Source organism: Nocardia sp. NPDC059229, assembly GCF_042754165.1.
In the GTDB taxonomy this organism is placed as follows: domain Bacteria; phylum Actinomycetota; class Actinomycetes; order Mycobacteriales; family Mycobacteriaceae; genus Nocardia.
In genome coordinates, this window is sequence record NZ_JBHZAK010000007.1 from 186,088 (window position 1) to 207,102 (window position 21,015).

Below are 21,015 nucleotides of genomic sequence, written 5' to 3' on the forward strand. Positions count from 1 at the left end.
TGCCGGTCAGGCCGGCCAGCTCATGAGGATGTCCTCACAGCACCGCGGTGAGCGCGGTGACGAGGGCGGCGAGGGCGGCAGTCGTCGCGACGGCGATGATGAGCGTGCCGATGCTGCGCGGCTGCCGCCGCCGCAGTTGCCGGCCGCGTCGACGGGCGCAGGCCGCGATCACTGCGACCGTCAACGCCGCGGCGGCAGCGCTCGCGCAAGCCGAGAGCGGCCCCGGTGCCGCAGTGAGGGCCGCGTGCACCGATGCCGCGAGCGCGACGGCCGACGAGAGCGCGGTTCGCCGCCACGCGAGTGCGGTGCGTTCGACGGCCAGCCCGGGATCGGGGGGCCAGTGCGGCGCTCGAGCTGTCACGACACCAGCACCGCAGCGGTGGTGAGGATCGCGACGATGGCAACTATTACGGCGAGGAGAGGCATCAGAGCCGGCGGCGGCAGAGCTTCCCCGCGGTGCATGGCGATCTCGGCTTGCCGCCAGTGCCGGTGGGCCGCGGCGGCGATCAGCACCGCTTGGGCGGCACAAGCCGCAGTGATCGCTCGCCGAAACCCGGCGTTGGGCAACTGCTGGGTAAGCGTCTGCACAGCGACACCACCGGCCAGCAGTCCCAGCGCGGTGCGCATCCACGCCAGGAATGTGCGCTCGTTGGCGAGGCTGAACCGGTAGTCGATCGGACCGCTGACATCAGCGACAGCCGGTGGCGGCCCGGTGTCGGCATCGACCCAGCGACTCGAAGGATGGTCCTCATTGGTGGTGCACATCGTGGTTCGTGCTCGCTTCCCTGCGATCCCGGAATCAAAGTGGAATACCACTAGTGGAATACATCATTATGACACTAGTGGCATTATCTGTGGTTAGTTGTCCGCCGACACAGGCGACGGCGGTCACAGGCGGCCCCGAGATCTGGAGATAATGACCATGCCGAAGGCGAAGCTGATCGGATACACCACCCTGGCGGCCCTGCTACTGGGTTCCGCGAGCATGCCGGGCGTCACGGCGCAGCCACCGGCACCGGCTCCCGAGATGCCGACCGAGAACAGCGTCTACCCCACCACCCACGGGCCCGAGGCGATGACCGTCTACCGCCCCGAGGGCCGCGACGAGAGCGGGCAGCCCCGGGCCGGGCTGATCTTCGTCCACGGCGGCGCGTGGGTCCGTGGCGACCGGTCGCTGCTGGACAACGCCGCACACACGGCGGCTCAGCGGGGCTTCGTCGTCTTCGGCATCGACTACGACCTGTCCGCACCACGAGATCCGCGTGAGTACCAGGACGTCGAAGCGGCCATCACGCACATCCGCACGTATGCCGCCGATTATGGGGTCGACCCGGACCGCCTGGGTGGGCTGGGAACCTCGGCCGGAGCGCATCTGCTGATGCAGGCCGTGATCACCGACGGCGCCCCGCTGGCGGCCGTGGTGGGTTGGTCAGGCCCCTACGACCTGACCGATTCGGCCATACCGCGGGCGTCACTGATGTCGGCCGCTGCCGCGATCACGTATCTGGGATGCGTCCCGGGCACCGCGGACTGCACACAACGCGCACGCGCCGCATCGCCCGCACTGCACACCTCCGCGGGCAACCCACCGGTCATGTTGTTCAACTCCAGCGACGAGCTGATGCCGGTCGAACAGATGACAGAGTTCGCTGCGCGGCTCCGGGCCGACGGCACGCCGGTGGATACCCGTGTCCTGCCCGGCAAGCGCCACGCGGTCGCCTACAGCGACGAGGCTCTCGACCCGACTTTGGATTTCCTGTCGGCCCAACTCCAGGTCTCCGATAGCGGCCGCGACACCTCCGGCCACTGAGCACACAGCCTTCGCGTGCTCCCAGGGCTGCGGTTCGTAGTCGAGCGACGGCGCCGACAGCCGAAGGGGCCGGCGCCGTCACGGGGGTCACCGCTGTGGACGGTCCCCGACGATCGAGGCGCGTTCCATCACACGGATCTGCGGCCAGTAGTCGCTCGACGCGTAGTGCTGAACCGCCCGGTTGTCCCAGAACGCGATGGTGTCCGGTTCCCACTGCAGCCGCACCTGATGCTCGGGGTAGTCGGCCTGCCGGCACAGCCGATCCAGCAGTGCGCTGCCGGCCTCGGGGCTCAAGCCCGCGATCCGCTCGACGAAGATCCGATTGACGTAGAGATGCTTCCGTCCGGTCTGGGAATGGGTGCACACCAACGGGTGGTGAACCTCGGGGTGCTTGGCCCGCATCTGCTCCCGCTGGTCCTCGGACAAGGCATGCCCGAAGGCGCGGGTGAAGTCGTGAACCGCGGCGAGCTCTTCGATCTCGGCGCGGGTATCGGAATCCAGCGAGTCGTAGGCGGCGTACATGTCGGAGAACAAGGTGTCGCCGCCCACGGGCGGCACCTTGATCGCGTGCAGGATCGCACCCTTCGACGGTGTGTCCCGCCACGTGACATCGTGATGCCAGGTGTTCTCGAACCCTGCGACCTGAGCGCTCTTCTCGAATCGCACCAATTCGGGCTGGCCGGTGTTGGCGGGGATGAAAGGGTGGATTTCGAGATCGCCGAATCGGCGCGCGAAAGCCACATGCTGGTCGGGTGTGATCGGCTGATCCCGGAAGAACAGCACCTTGTAGTCGAGCAGAGCTTGGCGCAGGTCGTCGACGACCTCGTCGGCCAGTTCGACGCGAAGGTCGATCCCGCTGATGAAGGCGCCCAGCGTCGACCCGACCTGGTGGACGTCGAAGTTCTGCCAGCGCAGTCCCGCCAGGCGATCACGCTCAGCGGCCAGGTGCGTGAACGGTCCGCTGATCAGCGGCGACCCGGGAATCTGCACAGGCCTGACCCCAACGTCAGCACCAGGGTCCTTGTCGACGACGACGGTGTTGTCGCGCATTTCGCATGCCTCCTCGTGGCTGCCGACAGAAATGTAGTCACTCGACTACAGTCGGCTTGCGCTACTGTAGTCGAGTGACTACGCCCGAGGCAACGACTTCTCGCAAGACACCCCCGCAAGGCCGGGAGGCCATCGTCGCGGCGGTGCTCGACAGTGCGACCGCGTTGTTCGCCGAGCGTGGCCCCGCATCGACATCGATCCGCGACATCGCCGAGCGGGCGGGGGTCAATCACGGCCTGGTGTTCCGGCATTTCGGCACCAAGGACAAACTCGTCGTCGAGGTTCTCGACCAGCTGGGAGCCGCCTCCGCCAACCGTGAGCTCTCCTCGACCGACGTTCAGTTGAGCCTGCATTGGACGGTGATCGCTCGCTGCCTGCTCGACGGGTATCCGGTCGGCGAGCTGCAGCATCGATTCCCCGTGATGAACCGGTTGCTTCACTTGGCGCAGCAGCATCACGACGAGCCGGCGGACGCCGCTCTGGCGGCCGCGCATGCGGCTGCCCTCGAGCTGGGCTGGCAGCTGTTCGGGCCGTTCCTGCGCAATGCCGCCGGGCTGCACGAGCTCACACCGGAGCAGTTGCAGCTGGCCGCCGATGAGCGGGCGCGCACGATCCTCACCCCCGAGCCGTAGCAACGTCGCGCGAATCAGCCCTCGATCACCGGGCACATGACCCGGTGATCGAGGGCTGATTACGCCGTCACACCGCGCTGGTCACCTCTTCCCGCTCCCGCTGCTGCTTCCGCCGCCGGACCCGGTGGCCAGTTTGGGTATGCGCAGATGACTGTCGGGCACGCCGGCGGCATTGGTGCCTTCTCCGTCCTTGGCGTACCGGCTGTCGCCCGGCGCCTTGGACAGGGTGTCGAGGTAGTTCCATACGGCGTAGGCGGCTGCTGCGCCGCCCCCGAGGATCGTTCCCGCCAAACCGCCTGCGCCGGCGAAGACGCCGATGATCGGCAAACCGGTGAGAAGGCAGCCGATGGTGAGCACGGCGCAGGAGGCCAGCGCTACGACGACACCGATGACAGCGCCACCAATCGCCCCGGCCAGCGGCCCGACCGCCATGGCGAGACCGAGCTTGCTCTGACTTTCATCCAGGGCGAGCTGGTTTTCCAATGGTGAAGCAATCGGCTGTGCACCGGCGATGTCGGGCAGCAGCGACAGCGTCCGGCCGTCAGCCGATATCTGGGGCTGTATCTCGTACTTGCGGTTGTCGAGTACGAAGGCGAGCGGGATCCGGCCGGCCGGTTGCCCTACCGCGTCGAGGACGGTGACCCCGGCGCCGTCCTGGTCAGCCTGGAAGGTACCGGCGTCGATGGTGGTGGTGACCGCCCAGCCCTGGGAGACCTCGGTCCGGAACTCGGTATCCCCGGGCGCGGAGGCGTCGATATCGGCGATCGCCTGTGGTGTGGCCGCGGCGCAGGCGATCGCGATGCCGCCCGCGGCGACGGCGGTGAACGCTCGTTGTCGCACGTTCATCGGGTGGCCTCCGGCGCGGGCTGGCGGAAGGCCGGAATCTGGTCGGCGTATTTGCTGGCCCCGGGTGCGGCCTGCAGCGTCGTGTAGTAGTTCCACAGTCCGTTGATCAGGCCCGGCGCACCGCCGAGGACCAGACCGGCGAGTCCTCCGACCCCACCGAGCATGGTGACGATGGGGACGACCGCCAGAACGCATCCGATGGACAACACCACGCACGAGGCGCCGGAGATCGCGAGCCCGGCACCGACCCCGACGACCGCACCGATGATGGTGCCGATCAGGCTGCCGGCCGACAGCCCGAAGCTCACCGAGTTGAGTACGTCGTTCATCGCGAGCTGGTTCTCGAGCGGGGAGGCGACCGGCTGCAGCACCGTTGGCGGCACCCACCCGTCCGGCAGCTGCGGGGTCAGTCGAAGCTGCCGCCCGTCCGCGGAGATCGCGGCGTCGATGGGGTATCGCTGCCCGTCCATGACGAAACTCAGTGGCACCGAGTCCCGAGCCGTCCCGGCCGCATCGCGAAGGATGGCCTGGCCGGTGTTCTGGTCGACGGTGAATCCGCCGGTCGCGACCGACGCCACGACCGCATTGGCATCCAGGTCAGCGTGATAGCGCAGCGCCATGGCGATCATTTCCGCGCTCTCGGGCGCCCCAGCGGGGAGGGGGGACATCGGCTCGGCGGCGGCGGTCGCCACCGCGGCAACAGACATTGTCGCAACCAGTGCGGTTACGCACAGTCCTTGGCGAAGTTTCATGTATTTCATTGCTCTCTGAGAAATGCCGGCATATGGCCGCGAGCAGGGGCTGGACACAAATGCGGGCATGAATGTGATCATGGACAGCTGATCCATGATCAGCGCGCGCTACGAGTAGGCTACGTCACACCTGCGGTTTATTCAGACAATTCTCAGAAATTTTTGGAAGCTATTTCACGCACCTATTCCAAGGTGTTGGAGAAACGGAAGCAGCCGCATACCGAAGGGTATGCGGCGTTCCACACAGAGAGCGATCCAACCAGGTCAGAACGCTTCCTAAGGCAGGAGATACCACCAATGAACGGAAATTCAGGCCATATCTCCGGTTATGAAATTTCCACCCTCAATTCGAGTTAGGACATTTGCCCATGATGCATTTCACAGCATCATGAATTATTTCGGGCGGCGTACGCTTTCAGAATTGCCCTTTGTTCGGGAGGCATCAACGGACCCTCCGCGGTCCAGGAGGCGCCGATTGCCCCATTACTCGGGTGCAGCCTTTCGTACAGATCGTCGGCTTGATCGCCGCGGCCGGTGTCGCGCAGGTGCTGGATGTAGTCGGCGGGGTCGTTGTACAGAGTCGGGCCGTTCTGCAGGCTCGTCTGCATCGGATCGGGGAGGGCGCCGGGCGTGCCGGCATAGAAGTCCCACCACTGCTGCAGTTTCGACCGCATCGAGTCGGCGAGCTGCGGTTCGTCGGTGATCAGGTTGGCAGTCAGGTGCGGGTCGGCGGTGACGTCGAACAGCGATTCCCATTCGGCTTTGAAGCATCCTGGGTGATAGGTGCGGATGTAGAGGTGGTCTCGGGTCCGTACCGCTCGCTGGTAGGTATGCGCGCCATGGCCCCAGACCAGGTAGTCGCGGGATTCCATCGATTCACCGCGCACCGCCGCGGCGAAGGACCGGCCCTGCCACTTGTCCGGGATCGGCAGTCCCAGCAGTTCGCACAGGGTGGGTGCGTAGTCGATGTTGTAGAGCAGAGCATCGCTACCGCGGCGGTCGGCACGGTCGGTCACGCCCGGCCAGTAGATGATCATCGGTAGCCGGTGCACGGCTTCGTTGGCGAGTCCGTGTTCGGCGTAGGAGCCTTGCTCACCGAAGGATTCACCGTGGTCGGCGCTGACGATCAGGGCGATGTCCTCGGTCAGGCCGAGTTCGGCGATCGCGGCACGCAGGCGGCCGAACTGACTGTCCCAGAACATGATTCCGCCGTCGTAGCCGTTGATCAGGTGTTCGAAGTCGGTGCGGTCGGCAATGCGATCGGGCATGTTGTGCGGTACCGAACTGTTGCGAGGCACCCACGCGTAGTGCAGGTCGCGGGCGGTGCGGGGGCCGTAGATGTCCTGGTGTTCGTCGATCGCGGCCTGGTCGGGCCACTCGGGTGCGGGACCGGCCGCTGCGGCGCGTTCATTCCACTGCGGGTCCTGTGTGTAGTCGGTGTGGGGGTCCCAGTAGGTCAGGTGCAGGTACCAGTTGGGTTCGTCGCGATGCTCGGTGATCCAGGCGATGGCCGCGTCGGTGACCTCGTCGGCGGGTTCGTCACCGAAACCAGGTGTGGCGCGCAGGGATTCGCGGAAGTTGGCCAGAAAGAAGTGCGCGCGGTGGCGTTCGGCGAAGCTGGAGATCGCCGCAGTGTAGTACCCGCAGAACGACAGGTACTGGCCCAGCAGCGGCCGGCCCAGCTGCGGTCCGTGGCCGGTATCCATGCGATAGCGCGCGCCGCTGCCGGCGTGGCCGATGACTCCGGTCGTGATGCCGAACTGCCCGCTGGTCAACGCCGTCCGCGAGGGCAGACATGGGGAATCGGAGCAGTAGTAGCGGTCGAAGCGCACCGAGTCCGCCGCCATGGCGTCGAGGTTCGGTGTGATGTCACGGCGGTAGCCGTAGGGGCCGGTGTGGTCGGGGCGGAGGGTGTCCACGTCGACGTAGATGATCTTCATGCGGTCTTTCCACTGCGAAGGGTCATGGAGGTCTCGGGCGCCGGTAACGAACGGGCACAGCGGAATCCGGTATGTCCCGCGGAACTGTCGGGGGTGTTGGCCGATCGGGCGGCGACCCGATACCGGAAGCAGTAGGAGTCGTGACACATGTGGGAGCCGCCGCGAATCACCTTGGCGTCACCCGTGATCGGTCCGGTCGGGTCGTCCAGAGGGCCGCTGCCGTGGTCGGTGCTCCACCAGTCGGCGCACCATTCCCACACGTTGCCGCACGTGTTGTAGAGACCGAATCCGTTGGGAGCGAACGCGTTCACCGGTGCTGTGCCGCGATAGCCGTCTGCGGCGGTATTGCGGGCGGGAAAGCTGCCGCGCCAGATGTTGCACCGGTATTCACCGTCGGGGTCGAGGTCGTCGCCCCAGGGATAGCGGGCCTGCTGCAGCCCGCCGCGCGCGGCGTATTCCCATTCGGCCTCGGTGGGCAGCCGGGTACCCGACCATCGGCAGAAGGCGAGGGCGTCGTTCCAGGAGATGTGGACCACTGGATGCTGAGCGCGGCCCTGCAGGTCACTGCCCGGACCTTCGGGGCGATCCCATCTCGCGCCCTCGACGCCACACCACCAGGGCGTCCGCTCCGGCCGCTGCGCGCCACGACGCAACGCGGCCGGGAGGAAGCCGGAGAACACATACGACCAGCCGATCTCCTCGGCCTCGGTCCGATACCCGGTCGCCGCGACGAACTCGGCGAAGCGCGCATTCGAAACCGCGCAGGCGTCGATGAGAAAGGGAGCCAGACGCACCTCGCGCACGGGTCCCTCACCGTCACTGCGATAGCCCAGACGATCGTCGGTGCCCATCTGGAACAGGCCGCCGGGCAGGGCGATCATCTGACGGCTCAGCAACAGCCGGTCGGGTTGGAGATGGACCGGATCTGCCGCGGGTGCCGCCACGGCGGCCGGCCTGCGCGGCTCGGGCGTGCGGGCGGGAGCACAGCACCTGCCGTGGCCGCCGTCACCGGCCATGCGTGGAACCCGACTCGGCGGGTGTCGCGGGCTCTGGTAGACGGTTGGCTCGCGCCAGGTCGCCGAGCCAGGCGAGGCTGGGTTTGGGGGTTCGGGTGAAGGTGTCGCGGTCGACGGCGATCAGCCCGAATGTCGGGTCCCATCGGCCCCATTCGTAGTTGTCCAGGGCCGACCAGTGCAGATAACCCCGCACATCGACGCCGTCGTCGATGGCGGCGTGCAGCTGGCTCAGCGCCTCGGTGGTGAAGGCAATGCGGCGGTCGTCGGCGGCGGTGGCGATGCCGTTCTCGGTGACCAGCACCGGCGTACCCGCCGTGACGGTCCAGGCGTGCCGGACCGCGAGCCCCAGTGCGTCCGGGCGGTAGGCCCACCCGGTGAGCGTGTTGTCCGGGTGCTGCGGGTGCGGGCGCGGGCCGTCGGGACCGACGCTGCGACCGGTGTAGTTCTGTGTGCCGATGAAGTCGTCGTCGATGGCCGCAGCGAGGTACATGTCCTCCCATATCCAGTTGGCCGCCGCCAGTTGCGCTTCACAGCCGGGTTCCGCTGTGAACGCTTGCTGGGCGACGGACCATCCGACCGCGGCGCGGGTGTTTGCCCGCAGGATCTCCCGCGCGGCGTGGTGCGCGGCGATGAGGGTGGTGCCGATTTCCTCACTCGGTGTGGGCAGCTCACCCGCGGCGAGTCGCGCCAGCACCTCGGAGTCCATCTCGGTCAGGATGCGACGAACATCCGCCATCACCGCGACCATGTTGGATTCGTTGATGGTGCATACCCACCCGACGTCTGTGAGCAGGGGCGACACGGCAGTGACGTAGTCGGCGAATCGATCCACCGCGTCCCGGCCGATCCAGCCGCCCGCCTCGGCGAACCACCGCGGATTGGTGAAGTGGTGCAGGGTGACCACCGGGGTGAGACCCAGTTCGATGGCGGTATCGATCATGCGCCGATAGTGATCGAGTTCCGCGCGCGAGAACTTTCCCGGCTCCGGCTCGATGCGTGCCCACTCGACACCGAACCGATAGGCATTGAGCCCGGCGTCGGCGAGCAACGTCATGTCCTCGCGGTAGCGGTGATAGCTGTCCACCGCGTCTCCGCTTCGTTCGGGCAGGAACGACGCCACGCCGTTTTCCTGTAGCCACCAGTCGCTGTTGAGGTTGTTGCCCTCGGTCTGATGCGGAGAGGTCGCAGCCCCCCACAGGAATCCGCGCGCGAGTCGCGCCATGTCGCCTCCTCGATGAGTTCCCTTGCAGTGAAAGGTTTTTCAGATCTCCGTGGATGCGGATGCGGTGCGCACTCTCGGCGAATCCCGCGCCAGGCATTCCACTAGTTGAGTACTCTCTCACTATGGCACTAGTCATATAGGACGTCAACCGATCCAGCTTCCCGCACCGATCCCGAGGAACCGAATGTGCCACCCGGCCCCCGCTCAACCCACCGACCCCGACCCCGCCGCCGACGCGACCCCGGCCACGGTCCCGCCCTCGCCCGCGCGGCTGCGCCGACTCTTCGTCTGGGCGCCGTTCACAGCAGCGGTGCCGCAACTCGCGTTCGGTATCACCGCCTACTTCTCAGCACTGCAGATCCAGACCCTGGATCCGGTGCACAAGCTCGAGAAGCTCGCCCTGGTCCACACGGTCGTCGCAGTCGTCTCCATCGCGGTCCAGCCGCTGGTCGGCATCATGTCCGACCGCACCCGGACCCGCCACGGCGCGCGCACGCCGTGGCTGCTCATCGGCGCCGCCATCGGCGCTCCGGCCCTCGTGGCAACCGGCATGTCGCAGTCGGTGCCCTGGCTGATCGCCTCGGCCGTGCTGGTGCACATCGGGTTCCACACCCTCGCCGGGCCCCTGTCGGCAATCCAGCCCGATCGCATCCCGGTCGACCGGCGTGGCCGCTACTCCTCCCTGTTCGGACTCGGGACCATCGCGGGGGGCATGCTCGTGCCAGTGATCGGGTCGAGGTTCGCGACCAGAATCCCGCTCGGTTACGCGGTCACCGCGACACTGCTGCTGGCGATCACGATCGCGTTCATCCTGCGCAATCCCGATACCGACAACCGAGCCGCCACCACGGAAGGCGCGAGCCCCACCGGGTCATCACTGAAGGGGCTGTGGGTCAGCCCGGCACGCCACCCCGACTTCTTCTGGGTCTTCGCGGGCCGGTTCCTGCTGTTCGGGGGCTACGCCATGATCCACACGTTCCAGCTGTATGTGTTGCAGGACTACATCGGGCTCAGCCGTGACCAGGCCACGAATCTCACCCCCATGATCGCCCTGGTGTGTGCGCCCGGATTCGTTCTGGCCGTCGCACTCTCGGGTATGGTCTCCGATCGCATCGGCCGCCGAAAGCCCATCGTGCTCGCCGGCGGCCTGGTGGTCGCTGCGGCGGCGCTGATACCTGCGCTCACCGCCACGGTCCCGGGAATCGTGGTCTCGTTCGCCGTACTGTCCATCGGCTTCGGCATCTTCATCTCGGTGGACCAGGCGCTGGCCACTCAGGTCCTACCCGATCAGCGCTCCGGTGCGGCCAAGGACCTGGGCATCCTCAACATCGCTGCCGCTCTGCCCAATGCGATAGCCCCTGCGCTCGCCGCAGCCGTCGTGAGCTGCTTCGGCGGCTATGCCGCGCTGTATGCCACCGTCGCGGTGATCGGGGTGGTCGGGGCATTCGCGGTGCTGCCGGTCAAAGTGCGCTGATGCCCCGGGGCGCATCGGCAACTCGCAGTGGCGACTATGACACAAGTGGAATATCCTGGGTGGAACACCCTCGACACACAGCTCCGCACCTCGTGTGCGGGAGAGGAGAGCGCCCGTGAAGGCGATCATGGTGATGTTCGACAGCCTCAACCGCCGGATGCTGCCGCCCTACGGTTGCGACTGGACCCATGCCCCGAACTTCACGCGACTGGCACAACGGGCCGTGACCTTCGACAACGCCTATGCCGGCTCGATGCCGTGCATGCCGGCGCGACGCGAAATCCACACCGGTCGCTACAACTGCCTGCATCGGAGCTGGGGACCGCTCGAGCCGTTCGACGACTCGATGCCGGAGCTGCTGAAGCAGAACGGCGTCCACACACACCTGGCCAGCGATCACTACCACTACTGGGAGGACGGCGGCGCCACTTACCACAACCGCTACAGCACCTGGGAGTTCTTCCGTGGCCAGGAAGGCGATCCATGGAAGGGGCAGGTCGCCGATCCGGAGATCCCGGAGAACCTGAAGAGAATGCGGTATGGAGGGTTCCGCCAGGACTGGGTCAACCGCGCACACATGGCCACCGAGGACCGCCATCCGCAGACGCTGACCTTCGATGCCGGACTGGAGTTCATCCAGACCAATGCCGCCTCCGATCGCTGGTTCGTCCAGATCGAAACCTTCGATCCGCACGAACCGTTCTTCAGCCACCAGCACTACAAGGACCTGTACCCGCACGAGTATTCGGGCCCGCACTTCGACTGGCCGGACTACAAGCGTGTCGTCGAAACCGACGAACAGGTCGCGCACGCGCGCTTCGAGTACGCCGCCCTGTTGTCGATGTGCGACCGTTCCCTGGGGCGGGTGCTGGACATGATGGACGAGCTGAACCTCTGGGACGACACCCTGCTGATCGTCAACACCGATCACGGCTTCCTGCTGGGAGAACGGGGATGGTGGGGCAAGTCGGTACAGCCCTGGTACAACGAGCTGGTCCACCTGCCGCTGTTCGTATGGGATCCCCGCACTGCCGCGGGCGGCGAGCATCGTCGCGCGCTGGTTCAGACAATCGATCTGGCGCCGACACTGCTGGACTATTTCGGTGTGCCGATCCCGCCGGACATGCAGGGCTCCCCACTTCCCACCGCCGACGACACACCTGTGCGCACCGCGGCTCTGTTCGGTATGCACGGCGGGCACGTGAACGTGACCGACGGCCGCTACGTCTACATGCGTGCGCCATCGGCGCCGGACAACACGCCCCTGCACGAGCACACGCTGATGCCCACCCACATGAAGGGCCGATTCGGCATAGACGAGCTGCGTGAGGCAGAGCTGGCCGAGCCGTTCACCTTCACCAAAGGCCTGCGCACCCTGCGCACCAACGCGGGCGCATTGATCAATCCCTACTCGCACGGGACCCTGCTGTTCGACCTGGCCACCGACCCCTACCAGCTACGCCCGCTCGTCGACGACGAGGTGGAGACCCGGATGGCGGGCCTGCTCGTGGAGGCGATGCGCGCCACCGACGCACCGCCGTCACAGTTTGCGCGGCTGGGCCTGCCCGCCGACGGCCCGGTCGGCTCGCAGCACCTGCTGGCCGGCGAGCAACGCGCCCAGGCCGAACTGGCGGCGACCCCGCTGCCGAACCCGGCCGACTTCCCGACCAGCCGGCTGTCGGTGCACACCCCGCTGCAGGCGTTGCTCGACGACCCCTCGGCGTGTGAGGTGCTGCGACGCCATGTGCCCGCCGTCACCAATACCGAAATGCTGCAGTTCCTGGGTCCAATGGCCTTGCTCGACCTGGCCGCAATCTCGACAACCCTGGTCTCGGCTCCGGTACTACGCACCCTCGCCGACGAGCTGGCGACACTGTGAGGCATCGCTGCGGACACGGATCCGGCCGCTGATACGCTCGAGCACCCGCGACAACGCCGTCGCCAACCCGGTGGCGGTTGGCGGGTGCTCGAGCTCCGAACCTCAATCGCCGCAGCCGGGCCGGAGCTCGCCGAACATCGCTCAACAGCCCGCCGGGAACCGGCCCGCCCGCAGATCGTCCCGGAACGCCTCCAAGCGGGCGATGTGGATATCGATGTCCTCGGCCCCCCACCTGTGCAACTGCTCTGTCATGGCGATGCCCAGGTCACGGTCGAAGGGGAACTCCGATACCTGCGGCAGGGTTCGATCGCGACCGCGGAAGAGCGCCACTTGGTCAAGGCGCGCGGCAAGTTCGGTCTCGACCAGTCGTAGCAGCTGTTCCCTGGTCATGAATCCCGAGAAGCTCATCCGGGCTAGGAACTCCGGATCGGTGAACTTCGTCGGAGGGTTGTAGGGACCGGTGAGCCAATCCAGAAAGACCGTCATTCCTTCGGCGGTCAGATGATATGTCTTCGCGTCCTGCGGACCGGGCCGCTCCTGGACCTCGTAGGTGACCAAACCCTCGTCGGCGAGCCGCGACAACGCGCGATACACCTGACTCATCTGGGTATTGGAGCGCATGAACCGCCCATGAGTATCGAAGAACTTCTTCAAGTCGTAGCCGGTCGCCGGGACCATACCCAGCACTCCGAGCAACAGCAGCTCGAGCTTCATCGGCAAGCCCTCTCACCTATAGCAAGTATTCCATTTGTTGAGTACTCTCGTATGCCACTAGTCTAATACACGGACACCCGAGGAGCGCTGCATGGAGTCATCGACGGGCGGGACCATGCGATCTGGCCGGCCTCTCTCATGACCTCCTCTCCCGCCCCGGCGGCATCCGCCGACCTCGACTTGCCCGGCTCCCCGCGCCGCTGGCGGCAACTGGCCCTGCTCAGCGGGCTGATCAGCATGGACAACAGCGAAGCCGGCGTGGTGTCCACCCTGTTCCCGGCCATCAGAACCGCACTGGGTCTGCCGCTGTCGGCGTTGGGTGTGCTGGTGGCGATCAGCAAGATCGTCACAATGATCTTCGGGCCGGTCTGGGTCCTGGTCGCCCAGCGATTCGGCCGCAAAACCGTCCTGGTGACAACCTGCGGACTCTGGGGCCTGTGGTCCTGCGCCGCCGGGCTGTCGCAGAACTTCACCCAGCTTCTGGTGCTGTACACCATCGCAGCCATCGGATTCGCTGCCGGCGGGCCACTGATCAACGGCCTGCTCGCCGATCTGTTCGACGACAGCCACCGTGGCCGCGCTGCCGGACTGCTCTACGGAGGCGCCGCAGTGGTCGGCGCGCTCGTCGCACCAGCACTGGGCCAACTCTCGCGCCTGGACGACGGCTGGCGCTACGGCTTCTTCGCCGCGGGAGCTGTCACCGTGGCAGCCGGCCTGCTGGTGTGGCGTTTCTTCGAAGACCCCCACATCGGCGCAACCGACGGGCCTACCGTCCCGCAAACCACGCTGGGGTTGTCGCAAGCACGGCAGCTGCTCGCCGGGCGCACCTTGCGGCTGATCCTGGTACAGCGACTGTTCAACACCCAGTTGGCCTTCATGAGCTTCGGCGTCGTATTCCTGGTCGGTACCCGCGGATTCAGCAACGCCGATGCCGCGTTGATCGCCCCCTTCTCGATGTTGTCGTATCTGCTGGGCACGGTGCTGGGCGGATTTCTCGGCGACTACGTCCAACGGATACTGCCCCGCACCGGCCGGCTCGCACTGTGGCAGTCCGCGGTAGCGCTGTGGGCCGCCGCCGCCGCGCTCGGAACCCAGGTTCCCTGGAGCGAGCTGTGGATCTACGGCGCCATCTTCACAGTCGTCGGACTCACCCAGGGCTTCGTCCCGGGCTGCAACCGCCCGATACTCATCGCCGTCACCGCACCAGAACTCCGCAGCGCGGCATTCTCACTGATGCTCGGTGCGGAATCAGCCGGCTGGGCGATCAGCACCCTGATCATCGGCTACCTCGGCGACCGCATCGGCCTGCAAGCCACTCTCCTCTACGTCGTCGTGGCAGTGACCTTCGCCAACGCCGTGTTCATGTCCCTGCTGTACCGGCCCTACAGTCGGGAATCCGAAGCCGTGCACAGACATTCGAACGAACTCGCAGACGTCGCACGAACATCACAGCCACGCGACGCCGTCACCAACGAAAACTAGCTGGTCAGCGCGCTATCAGGGAGTCGAGCTCCGCGGCGAAAAGGTGAGCGGGGTCGAAATCCATGCCGTTGAAGTGGCCGGCGAGCTCGAGGGAGAGGACGCCGTGCAGGCGGGTCCAGAAGGACAGGGCGCGGCGCGCGGCCGGGGGGAGATCGGCGGCGAGTGGTGTCGTCGAATTGGCTTGGGGCAGTGCGGAGAAGGCTTCGACCAGCAAGGTCATGATCTCGTCGGAGATCTCGGTGGTGTCCGCGGGGGCGTGGTAGCCGGGGACGGGGGTGCCGTAGATGAGGAAGTACCGCTGGGGATCGGTCAGGGCCCACTCCCGGATGGCGTGTGCGAGTCCGGTCACACCGGAGTCGCGCACGGCTCGGAGGGTGTCGGCGAGGCTTCGGTAGGCGTCCCGGACCAGTGCGGTGATCAACTCGTCGCGGCCGGCGAAGTAGCGGTAGAGGGCGGGGCCGCTCATGCCGACCTGCTTGGCGATCGCATTGAGTGAGAGCGCCGACGCTCCCGCCGTGGCGATCTGCTGCCAAGCGCACTCTTTGATCTCGGCCCGCATCTGCTCGCGATAGCGGTCGCGCGGGCTCTTCACCTCGGGCTCCGTCATGGAGTACCCCTCTCCAGCTGCGATTCTCCAGCCAGTTAGAGGTTATCACTTTCGCGCTTGCCTCTTACCATTCGCAGTTATAACCTCTAACTAACGCGATAGTGACTAACAGTCGCGGAGACACAGAGGAGCAGAACCATGAACGTCAGCCGGAAATCCGCCCTGCTCGCGATCGTCCTCACCGCCGGAATCGGTTGCGCCACAGTGGCGCCCGCGCTCGCCGATGGACTGCGGCGGATACCTCACCGCTGACCTGCGCGGGGCAGAGCATCGATACCGCCGCACCGATCCACTACCGCACCGAGGCGCTGATCAAGGCGCCGCTGGACACCATCTGGAATCTGCAGACCGACGTCGAGGGGTGGCCGTCCTGGCGGCAGCCCGTGACCAGCATGCGGCACCTGGATGCGGGACGGCTGCAGCCGGGCTCGCAATTCCGTTGGACCACACCGGCTCCCGCCACCGCCACCACCCCCGCGACCACGCTGACCATCACCTCCACGGTCCAGCAGGTGCAGGCCGGCCGGTGCATCCGCTGGAGCGGGCCGGCGGTCGGCGACGGGGTGAGCATCGACGGCGGCATTCACGTCTGGACCTTCACCCCGGTCGACGGCGGCGTGCTGGTGCGCACCGAGGAGAACTGGAACGGGGCCCAGGTCGAGACGGATGTGCCGACCTCGACCCAATTCCTGGGCGCCGGACTGGAGGCCTGGCTGGCCAACCTGCGGACCGCGGCCGAACGCTAGAACGCGGTGCGCCACGCCGGGCGGACCGATTTTCCGGATAGGGGTTGACGGCTTCAGCTAAAGAGATTAGCTTTATAGCTATCGCAGTTAGCTACTCCCAGAGAGTGAAAGACCATGACGCAGTACGTGGACATCGACGGTGGCCGGATCGCTTACGACGAGATGGGTGAGGGTCCGCTGGTCGTGCTGTCGCACGGCATGGGGGTCGATCGCAATGCCTACCGGCACCTGATGCCGCTGCTGGCGGCGGCCGGGTACCGGGTCGTCAACACCGATATGCGCGGCCACGGCGAGTCGAGCATGGGCTGGGCGTCGGTCACCGGCAAGGAGGCCATCAGCCGCACCGATGTCGCCAATGATCTGCTGGCGGTCATCGAGAAGCTGGGCGGCGGACCGGCCATCGTGGTGGGCCACTCGCTCTCGGGCGGGTCGGCCACCATCGCGGCGGCGCAGCGGCCGGACCTGGTGCGGGCCATTGTCGAGATCAACCCGTTCACGCTGACCCAGAAGGCCGACATCGCAGCGCTTTTCACCAACTCCCGCCACCGCAGCGGCATGATCCCGCTGATGGGCACCATGATGTTCAAGAGCCTCGGCCAGTGGCTGAAGTACCTGAAGGTGGCCATCCCGACCAAGCCCGCCGACCTCGACGACTACCTGGCCGAGGTCGCGGCCAAGCTGCGCGAGCCGGGCCGGTTCGCCGAATTCATGAAGACCGGGCAGTCGACCCCCGCGGACGCGGAAGCCCAGGTGCCCAATGTGACCCAGCCCGCGCTCATCATCATGGGCACCGCCGATCCGGACTTCCCGAGCCCCGAGGCCGAAGGCCAGCGCATCGTCGCCGCCCTGCCGGCCGGACTGGGCAGCCTGGGCCTGGTCGAGGGCACCGGCCACTACCCGCAGTTCGAGGCCGCCGACCGGGTGGCCGAGCTGATCCTGCCGTTCCTGAAGGAACATCATGCCTAGGGTGGGCTTGAGCCGGACCGACGTCGTCGCCGCGGGGGCCGCCCTCGCCGACGAGGTCGGTTTCGGCAATCTGGCACTCGGGGCCCTCGCGCAGCGGCTCGGGGTGCGTACCCCCTCGCTGTACAAGCACATCGAGAGCCTGGCCGACCTGCAGCACGCCATCGCCGCGCTCGCCATGACCGAAGTCGACCAGCGGGTCCGCGACGCCATGCACGGGCTCTCCGGCAGTGCGGCCCTGGCCGCCTTCGCGAATGCCTTCCGCGACTACGTGGTCGAGCATCCGGGCCGGTACACCGCGACGGTCGGCGCCACCTTCACCGGGCCGGATGATCCGCTGCTGCAGTCGGGCGCACGGGTGCTGGAATCCATGGCGGCGGTGCTGCGCGGATACGGGGTCGGCGAGCAGGAGATGGTGCACGCCCAGCGCACGCTGCGCTGCCTCTTCCACGGCTTCGCCACCCTGCAGGCGTCGGACGGCTTCCAGTGGAGCAATGACTCCGAGGACAGTTTCGAGTGGATGATCCGCTTCCTCGACCGCGGCCTCACCGAAATCGGCTCGCACTGAACCGGTTTGCGGGACCATGAATCCAACACTGGCAACGAAGGTGCTGGAGTGTCATGGAAGACTTCACATTCGACGGCACCCGGATGGCGTATGTGCGGCAGGGGGAATCCGGTCCGCCGGTGGTGATGCTGCACAGCGCGGGGTCCTCCCATCTCATCTGGACGCCCCAGATCGCGGCGCTGTCCCGTGCATACCGGGTCTACGCGGTCGATCTGCCCGGTTACGGCGCCTCCTCCCGGCCCGCCGACGGGTACACGCTCGAGCGCTACACCGAGCTGATCCGCGCGTTCATCGAACACCATGAGCTCAGCGAGGTCGGACTGGTCGGCAACTGCGTCGGTTCGGCCGTCGGCCTGACGCTGGCCCGGCGGCATCCCGAGCTGATCCGGGCGGTGGTGGCGATCAATCCGCTCACCGAATCCACTGCCATGCACGGTGATTGGCGGCAGGCGGCACGCCTGGCCCGAGCGCTGCCGGGTGACACGGCACGCAAGCTGAGCGGCTGGCACACCCCGCGCTGGGTCGCCCGCCGCACCGCCCGATCCTGGTTCACCACCCGGCGCGCCTACCGCGAATGCCCGTACGTGGCGCCCCTGTCCTCCGGTTTCCCGGCGCGGGCACTGATCTACCTGGTCCGCGACCTGTCTTCCTTTGCGGCACTCGATGATTGGCCCGATCGCGATGGCTTGTCACCGATCTGCGTCATCTGGGGCAACCAGAACCGCGTCCTCTCCGCCGCGGCCGGGCGCACGGTCAATGCGCGACTGCGCCCCGACCGCGCCGAATACCTCGACGGTTGCGGCCACGTCCCCATGCTCGAACGCGCCCCCGAGGTCACCGCCATCATCACCGAATTCCTCACCGCCCACCTGCCCGCCGACAGCGTGCACTGAGCACCACACCGAGTAAGTCGGCGGTTCGGGCAAACCGCCCGAGCAGGCGCGGGTGCGGCCTACCATGGCGCCGGGGAGGGGCCGCCCGAATCGGATACCGCGAGGAGTCATCGATGACCATGCTGGCCGCACGACTACACCTGGGGCCGAACCGCCGACTGGAGCTCGAGGAGGTGCCGATTCCGGAGCCGGGACCGGACCATGTGCTGGTCAAGGTGGAGGCAGCGGGAGTATGCCTCTCCGACGTGCACCTCATCGACGGCACGCTGACGCCGCTGTTCCTGCGTGACGATGCGGTGACGCTCGGGCACGAGGTCGCCGGGACCGTGCACACGCTCGGGCCGGGAGTGACCACCGCGAAGGTGGGGGATCGCGTAGTGCTGCAGGCCGGGGAGCTTCGCAATGGGGCCACCTTCACCCGCGGCGTGGACTACGACGGCGGCTGGGCCGAATACACCCTGGCGCGGGTCGACACCCTGGTGCCGATTCCGGACGACCTGCCGTTCGAGCAGGCCTGTTTCATTCCCGACGCGGTGTCCACGCCGTGGGCGGCCATCACCGCCACCGCCGAGGTGAAACCCGGTGAGGCCGTGGGCGTCTGGGGCGTCGGCGGGCTGGGCGCGCACGGGGTGCAGCTGCTGCGCCTGGTCGGCGCCGCGCCGATCATCGCGGTGGATCCGCTGCCCGCCGCCCGGGAGCGGGCGCTGTCCTTCGGCGCGGACCTGGCCTTCGATCCTGCCGATCCGGACCTGCGGCGCAAGGTGTTCGAGGCCACCGGCACCGGCCTGAACGCCGCCTTCGACTTCGCGGGCGTGGCGCCGGTGCGCGAGCAGGCGGTGGTCTGCCTGGCGCCGCAGGGCCGCCTGGTGCTGGTCGGCCTCACCGACAAGCCGATCACCATCACCGGCGGCACCGCGTTCAGCTTCTTCCAGCAGCAGTTGCGCGGGCATTACGGGTCCACGCCCGAGCACGTCACCCAGCTGGTGAAACTGCAAGGGCTGCACCGGGTCGACTTCTCCCGCTCCGTGAGTGCCGTGGTCCCGCTGGCCGATGCCGCCAAGGCCGTGCACTCCCTGGAATCCAAGGAAGGCAACCCGATTCGGATCGTCCTGAAGCCCTAGGCCGCTCACGCTCCCGGCACGGTTCGCGGATTACGCGAGCCGACGCTGGAAGACGTTGGCGGACCGGCCGTTCGAGAGATCGACCGTGTAGACCCCCAGGTCGGCGGACGTGGGGGTCAGGTCCAGGACCATGAAGCCGAGGTCGGTGTAGTTCTCGTACAGCGCGCCGTTGGCGGTGTGCTTGCCACCCGTGGACGGTTCGCCGTGCACCGATTTCGCGGCCGCACCGGAGATGATCTGCCGGGTGCCCTTGGCAGCCGCATTGGGTTCGAGCACCTGCAGCGAGTGGTCGTGGCCCGACAGCAGGAACTGGCACCGGCCCAGCACGTGTGCCTCGAAGAAGTCCTTCACATAGCGGCCGTCGATCGGCTCGATGCTCAATCCCTCGTATTCCCCGGCGTTTCCGTGCGGCCCGTTGTTGAGGTACGGGTGGTGGGTGCAGGCGATCTTCCACTTCGCCGGCGACTCGTCGATGGCCCGGTCCAGCCAGGCGGCCTGCTCGGTCATGAACTGGCCGTCGGCCGCCCAGTAGGGCTGGAAGAGCGGCGGCAGGTAGGCGGCGATGGGATTGAGGTCCAGCACGAAGAATTCGACGACCGGCTGCTCCTGCGGAATCCGCACCGAGTAATAGCGGGACGGCATGAACCAGCGGGCCGAGCGCGCGTGATAGGCCACCTCGTGATCGCCGCGCAGCAGCCAGCCGCCGTCGCCGGGCAGGATCGAGGAGTTGTCGTGATTGCCCTGCACCATGAGCCAGGGGAAGTCGAGGTCGTGGTTGGGGTCCTCGAATTTGGCGGCGAACTGGGCGTCGTCGTCGGACCACGGGCCCTGCTCGTAGACATTGTCGCCGAGGCCGAGGGCGAGGGAGAACGGCTCGCGCGCATGCAGTTCCCGCATGGCGTCGGCGACCTGCCACTGCGGCCGCGCACCGGTGCCCGCGTCGCCGGTGACGAGAATGCGCAGGTGGTCGGCGTCGGGGAGCGGGAATTTGCCGGTGGCCGGGGCATTCTCGGCGCGGCCGGGCGCACCGGTGGCCGCGAGCGCGGCGACCCCGGCTGCAGTGGCGGCCGTGCCGGTCAGAAACCCACGACGGTCGAGCGACATGCTGATCTCCTGCCTGTATCTGCTGGTCGATTGACCAGTATTCCCACTTCCGGAACCCACCGCAGACCACGTCGGCATGACCTTGCCGACACCCCCGCGACACGACGCGTTCTTCCAGGCCAGGACCTTTTGACAGCTCCTCGGACCGATGAGAGTGTTGGGAGTCCGTTTTCTCACCATCAGCTAGGCCACAGGG

At 67.0% G+C, this 21,015-nt stretch carries 21 protein-coding genes; 10 read left to right on the forward strand and 11 right to left on the reverse strand.

Annotated elements, in window-relative coordinates:
• Positions 1-34 precede the first annotated feature (34 nt).
• On the reverse strand, positions 35-361 hold the full coding sequence (locus ACFXHE_RS18350) for a DUF202 domain-containing protein (protein ID WP_379384455.1): 327 nt from the start codon (positions 359-361) through the stop codon (positions 35-37).
• Complete coding sequence (locus tag ACFXHE_RS18355; protein ID WP_379384457.1) at positions 358-765, reverse strand: YidH family protein; 408 nt, start codon at positions 763-765, stop codon at positions 358-360. Before ACFXHE_RS18355 ends, ACFXHE_RS18350 begins: the two co-directional genes overlap by 4 nt.
• A gap of 157 nt (positions 766-922) precedes the next feature.
• Here ACFXHE_RS18355 and ACFXHE_RS18360 point away from each other — a divergent pair, with 157 nt between their 5' ends.
• A complete protein-coding gene (locus ACFXHE_RS18360) occupies positions 923-1,810 on the forward strand; it encodes an alpha/beta hydrolase (RefSeq protein ID WP_379384459.1) in 888 nt (295 codons plus the stop codon).
• A gap of 87 nt (positions 1,811-1,897) precedes the next feature.
• Here the strand turns inward: ACFXHE_RS18360 and ACFXHE_RS18365 are convergent, their stop codons facing one another.
• Positions 1,898-2,860 carry a TauD/TfdA dioxygenase family protein gene (locus ACFXHE_RS18365; RefSeq protein ID WP_379384461.1) on the reverse strand — a complete coding sequence of 321 codons (963 nt, stop codon included), beginning with the start codon at positions 2,858-2,860 and terminating at the stop codon, positions 1,898-1,900.
• 74 nt (positions 2,861-2,934) lie between these two features.
• Between ACFXHE_RS18365 and ACFXHE_RS18370 the strand changes: the two genes are divergently transcribed.
• A complete protein-coding gene (locus ACFXHE_RS18370; RefSeq protein WP_379384462.1) occupies positions 2,935-3,492 on the forward strand; it encodes a helix-turn-helix domain-containing protein in 558 nt (185 codons plus the stop codon).
• A gap of 81 nt (positions 3,493-3,573) precedes the next feature.
• On the opposite strand, the gene ACFXHE_RS18375 is transcribed toward ACFXHE_RS18370, so the two are convergent.
• The 5 genes from ACFXHE_RS18375 to ACFXHE_RS18395 form a co-directional block, all read right to left on the reverse strand.
• Positions 3,574-4,338: a hypothetical protein gene (locus tag ACFXHE_RS18375; RefSeq protein WP_379384463.1), complete on the reverse strand. Its 765-nt coding sequence runs from the start codon at positions 4,336-4,338 to the stop codon at positions 3,574-3,576.
• On the reverse strand, positions 4,335-5,045 hold the full coding sequence (locus tag ACFXHE_RS18380; protein WP_379384464.1) for a hypothetical protein: 711 nt from the start codon (positions 5,043-5,045) through the stop codon (positions 4,335-4,337). Before ACFXHE_RS18380 ends, ACFXHE_RS18375 begins: the two co-directional genes overlap by 4 nt.
• A 431-nt stretch (positions 5,046-5,476) precedes the next feature.
• Positions 5,477-7,030: a sulfatase gene (locus ACFXHE_RS18385; RefSeq protein WP_379384466.1), complete on the reverse strand. Its 1,554-nt coding sequence runs from the start codon at positions 7,028-7,030 to the stop codon at positions 5,477-5,479.
• Positions 7,027-7,974: a formylglycine-generating enzyme family protein gene (locus tag ACFXHE_RS18390; protein ID WP_379384468.1), complete on the reverse strand. Its 948-nt coding sequence runs from the start codon at positions 7,972-7,974 to the stop codon at positions 7,027-7,029. The genes ACFXHE_RS18385 and ACFXHE_RS18390 overlap by 4 nt, the downstream gene beginning before the upstream one ends.
• Before the next feature lie 61 nt (positions 7,975-8,035).
• Positions 8,036-9,268, reverse strand: coding sequence for a glycoside hydrolase family 1 protein (locus ACFXHE_RS18395; RefSeq protein ID WP_379384470.1), 1,233 nt, complete (start codon positions 9,266-9,268; stop codon positions 8,036-8,038).
• 184 nt (positions 9,269-9,452) lie between these two features.
• Between ACFXHE_RS18395 and ACFXHE_RS18400 the strand changes: the two genes are divergently transcribed.
• Together ACFXHE_RS18400 and ACFXHE_RS18405 are read left to right on the forward strand one after the other, a co-directional pair.
• The gene (locus tag ACFXHE_RS18400) at positions 9,453-10,742 is read left to right on the forward strand and encodes an MFS transporter (RefSeq protein ID WP_379384471.1); all 1,290 of its coding nucleotides are present in this window, start codon (positions 9,453-9,455) and stop codon (positions 10,740-10,742) included.
• Positions 10,743-10,857: 115 nt separating this feature from the next.
• Positions 10,858-12,621 (forward strand): sulfatase, encoded by a 1,764-nt coding sequence (locus ACFXHE_RS18405; RefSeq protein ID WP_379384472.1) that lies wholly within the window; start codon positions 10,858-10,860, stop codon positions 12,619-12,621.
• Between the two features lie 141 nt (positions 12,622-12,762).
• On the opposite strand, the gene ACFXHE_RS18410 is transcribed toward ACFXHE_RS18405, so the two are convergent.
• Positions 12,763-13,335 carry a PadR family transcriptional regulator gene (locus ACFXHE_RS18410; RefSeq protein ID WP_379384473.1) on the reverse strand — a complete coding sequence of 191 codons (573 nt, stop codon included), beginning with the start codon at positions 13,333-13,335 and terminating at the stop codon, positions 12,763-12,765.
• A gap of 138 nt (positions 13,336-13,473) precedes the next feature.
• On the opposite strand from ACFXHE_RS18410, the gene ACFXHE_RS18415 reads away from it, so the two are divergent.
• Positions 13,474-14,817: an MFS transporter gene (locus ACFXHE_RS18415; RefSeq protein ID WP_379384474.1), complete on the forward strand. Its 1,344-nt coding sequence runs from the start codon at positions 13,474-13,476 to the stop codon at positions 14,815-14,817.
• Positions 14,818-14,821: 4 nt separating this feature from the next.
• Here ACFXHE_RS18415 and ACFXHE_RS18420 read toward each other — a convergent pair whose 3' ends face one another.
• Positions 14,822-15,424, reverse strand: coding sequence for a TetR/AcrR family transcriptional regulator (locus ACFXHE_RS18420; RefSeq protein ID WP_379384475.1), 603 nt, complete (start codon positions 15,422-15,424; stop codon positions 14,822-14,824).
• Between the two features lie 194 nt (positions 15,425-15,618).
• On the opposite strand from ACFXHE_RS18420, the gene ACFXHE_RS18425 reads away from it, so the two are divergent.
• The 5 genes from ACFXHE_RS18425 (at position 15,619) to ACFXHE_RS18445 (ending at position 19,715) form a co-directional block, all read left to right on the forward strand.
• Positions 15,619-16,170, forward strand: coding sequence for an SRPBCC family protein (locus tag ACFXHE_RS18425; RefSeq protein ID WP_379384476.1), 552 nt, complete (start codon positions 15,619-15,621; stop codon positions 16,168-16,170).
• Between the two features lie 114 nt (positions 16,171-16,284).
• Complete coding sequence (locus tag ACFXHE_RS18430) at positions 16,285-17,136, forward strand: alpha/beta fold hydrolase (RefSeq protein ID WP_379384477.1); 852 nt, start codon at positions 16,285-16,287, stop codon at positions 17,134-17,136.
• Positions 17,129-17,701 carry a TetR/AcrR family transcriptional regulator gene (locus ACFXHE_RS18435; protein ID WP_379384478.1) on the forward strand — a complete coding sequence of 191 codons (573 nt, stop codon included), beginning with the start codon at positions 17,129-17,131 and terminating at the stop codon, positions 17,699-17,701. Before ACFXHE_RS18430 ends, ACFXHE_RS18435 begins: the two co-directional genes overlap by 8 nt.
• 53 nt (positions 17,702-17,754) lie before the next feature.
• A complete protein-coding gene (locus ACFXHE_RS18440) occupies positions 17,755-18,594 on the forward strand; it encodes an alpha/beta fold hydrolase (RefSeq protein ID WP_379384479.1) in 840 nt (279 codons plus the stop codon).
• Between the two features lie 113 nt (positions 18,595-18,707).
• Positions 18,708-19,715 carry a zinc-binding dehydrogenase gene (locus ACFXHE_RS18445; RefSeq protein ID WP_379384480.1) on the forward strand — a complete coding sequence of 336 codons (1,008 nt, stop codon included), beginning with the start codon at positions 18,708-18,710 and terminating at the stop codon, positions 19,713-19,715.
• Positions 19,716-19,745: 30 nt separating this feature from the next.
• Here the strand turns inward: ACFXHE_RS18445 and ACFXHE_RS18450 are convergent, their stop codons facing one another.
• Complete coding sequence (locus ACFXHE_RS18450; protein WP_379384481.1) at positions 19,746-20,819, reverse strand: metallophosphoesterase; 1,074 nt, start codon at positions 20,817-20,819, stop codon at positions 19,746-19,748.
• Between the last annotated feature and the right edge of the window lie 196 nt (positions 20,820-21,015).

Excerpts from the sequence above, each read along its gene's own strand:
- ACFXHE_RS18450 (WP_379384481.1), bottom strand. The coding sequence starts at position 20,819 with ATGTCGCTCGACCGTCGTGGGTTTCTGACCGGCACGGCCGCCACTGCA.
- ACFXHE_RS18355 (WP_379384457.1), bottom strand. The coding sequence starts at position 765 with ATGTGCACCACCAATGAGGACCATCCTTCGAGTCGCTGGGTCGATGCC.
- ACFXHE_RS18445 (WP_379384480.1), top strand. The coding sequence starts at position 18,708 with ATGACCATGCTGGCCGCACGACTACACCTGGGGCCGAACCGCCGACTG.
- ACFXHE_RS18360 (WP_379384459.1), top strand. The coding sequence starts at position 923 with ATGCCGAAGGCGAAGCTGATCGGATACACCACCCTGGCGGCCCTGCTA.
- ACFXHE_RS18410 (WP_379384473.1), bottom strand. The coding sequence starts at position 13,335 with ATGAAGCTCGAGCTGCTGTTGCTCGGAGTGCTGGGTATGGTCCCGGCG.
- ACFXHE_RS18415 (WP_379384474.1), top strand. The coding sequence starts at position 13,474 with ATGACCTCCTCTCCCGCCCCGGCGGCATCCGCCGACCTCGACTTGCCC.
- ACFXHE_RS18440 (WP_379384479.1), top strand. The coding sequence starts at position 17,755 with ATGGAAGACTTCACATTCGACGGCACCCGGATGGCGTATGTGCGGCAG.
- ACFXHE_RS18435 (WP_379384478.1), top strand. The coding sequence starts at position 17,129 with ATGCCTAGGGTGGGCTTGAGCCGGACCGACGTCGTCGCCGCGGGGGCC.
- ACFXHE_RS18395 (WP_379384470.1), bottom strand. The coding sequence starts at position 9,268 with ATGGCGCGACTCGCGCGCGGATTCCTGTGGGGGGCTGCGACCTCTCCG.
- ACFXHE_RS18430 (WP_379384477.1), top strand. The coding sequence starts at position 16,285 with ATGACGCAGTACGTGGACATCGACGGTGGCCGGATCGCTTACGACGAG.
- ACFXHE_RS18420 (WP_379384475.1), bottom strand. The coding sequence starts at position 15,424 with ATGACGGAGCCCGAGGTGAAGAGCCCGCGCGACCGCTATCGCGAGCAG.
- ACFXHE_RS18380 (WP_379384464.1), bottom strand. The coding sequence starts at position 5,045 with ATGTCTGTTGCCGCGGTGGCGACCGCCGCCGCCGAGCCGATGTCCCCC.
- ACFXHE_RS18400 (WP_379384471.1), top strand. The coding sequence starts at position 9,453 with ATGTGCCACCCGGCCCCCGCTCAACCCACCGACCCCGACCCCGCCGCC.
- ACFXHE_RS18365 (WP_379384461.1), bottom strand. The coding sequence starts at position 2,860 with ATGCGCGACAACACCGTCGTCGTCGACAAGGACCCTGGTGCTGACGTT.
- ACFXHE_RS18375 (WP_379384463.1), bottom strand. The coding sequence starts at position 4,338 with ATGAACGTGCGACAACGAGCGTTCACCGCCGTCGCCGCGGGCGGCATC.
- ACFXHE_RS18385 (WP_379384466.1), bottom strand. The coding sequence starts at position 7,030 with ATGAAGATCATCTACGTCGACGTGGACACCCTCCGCCCCGACCACACC.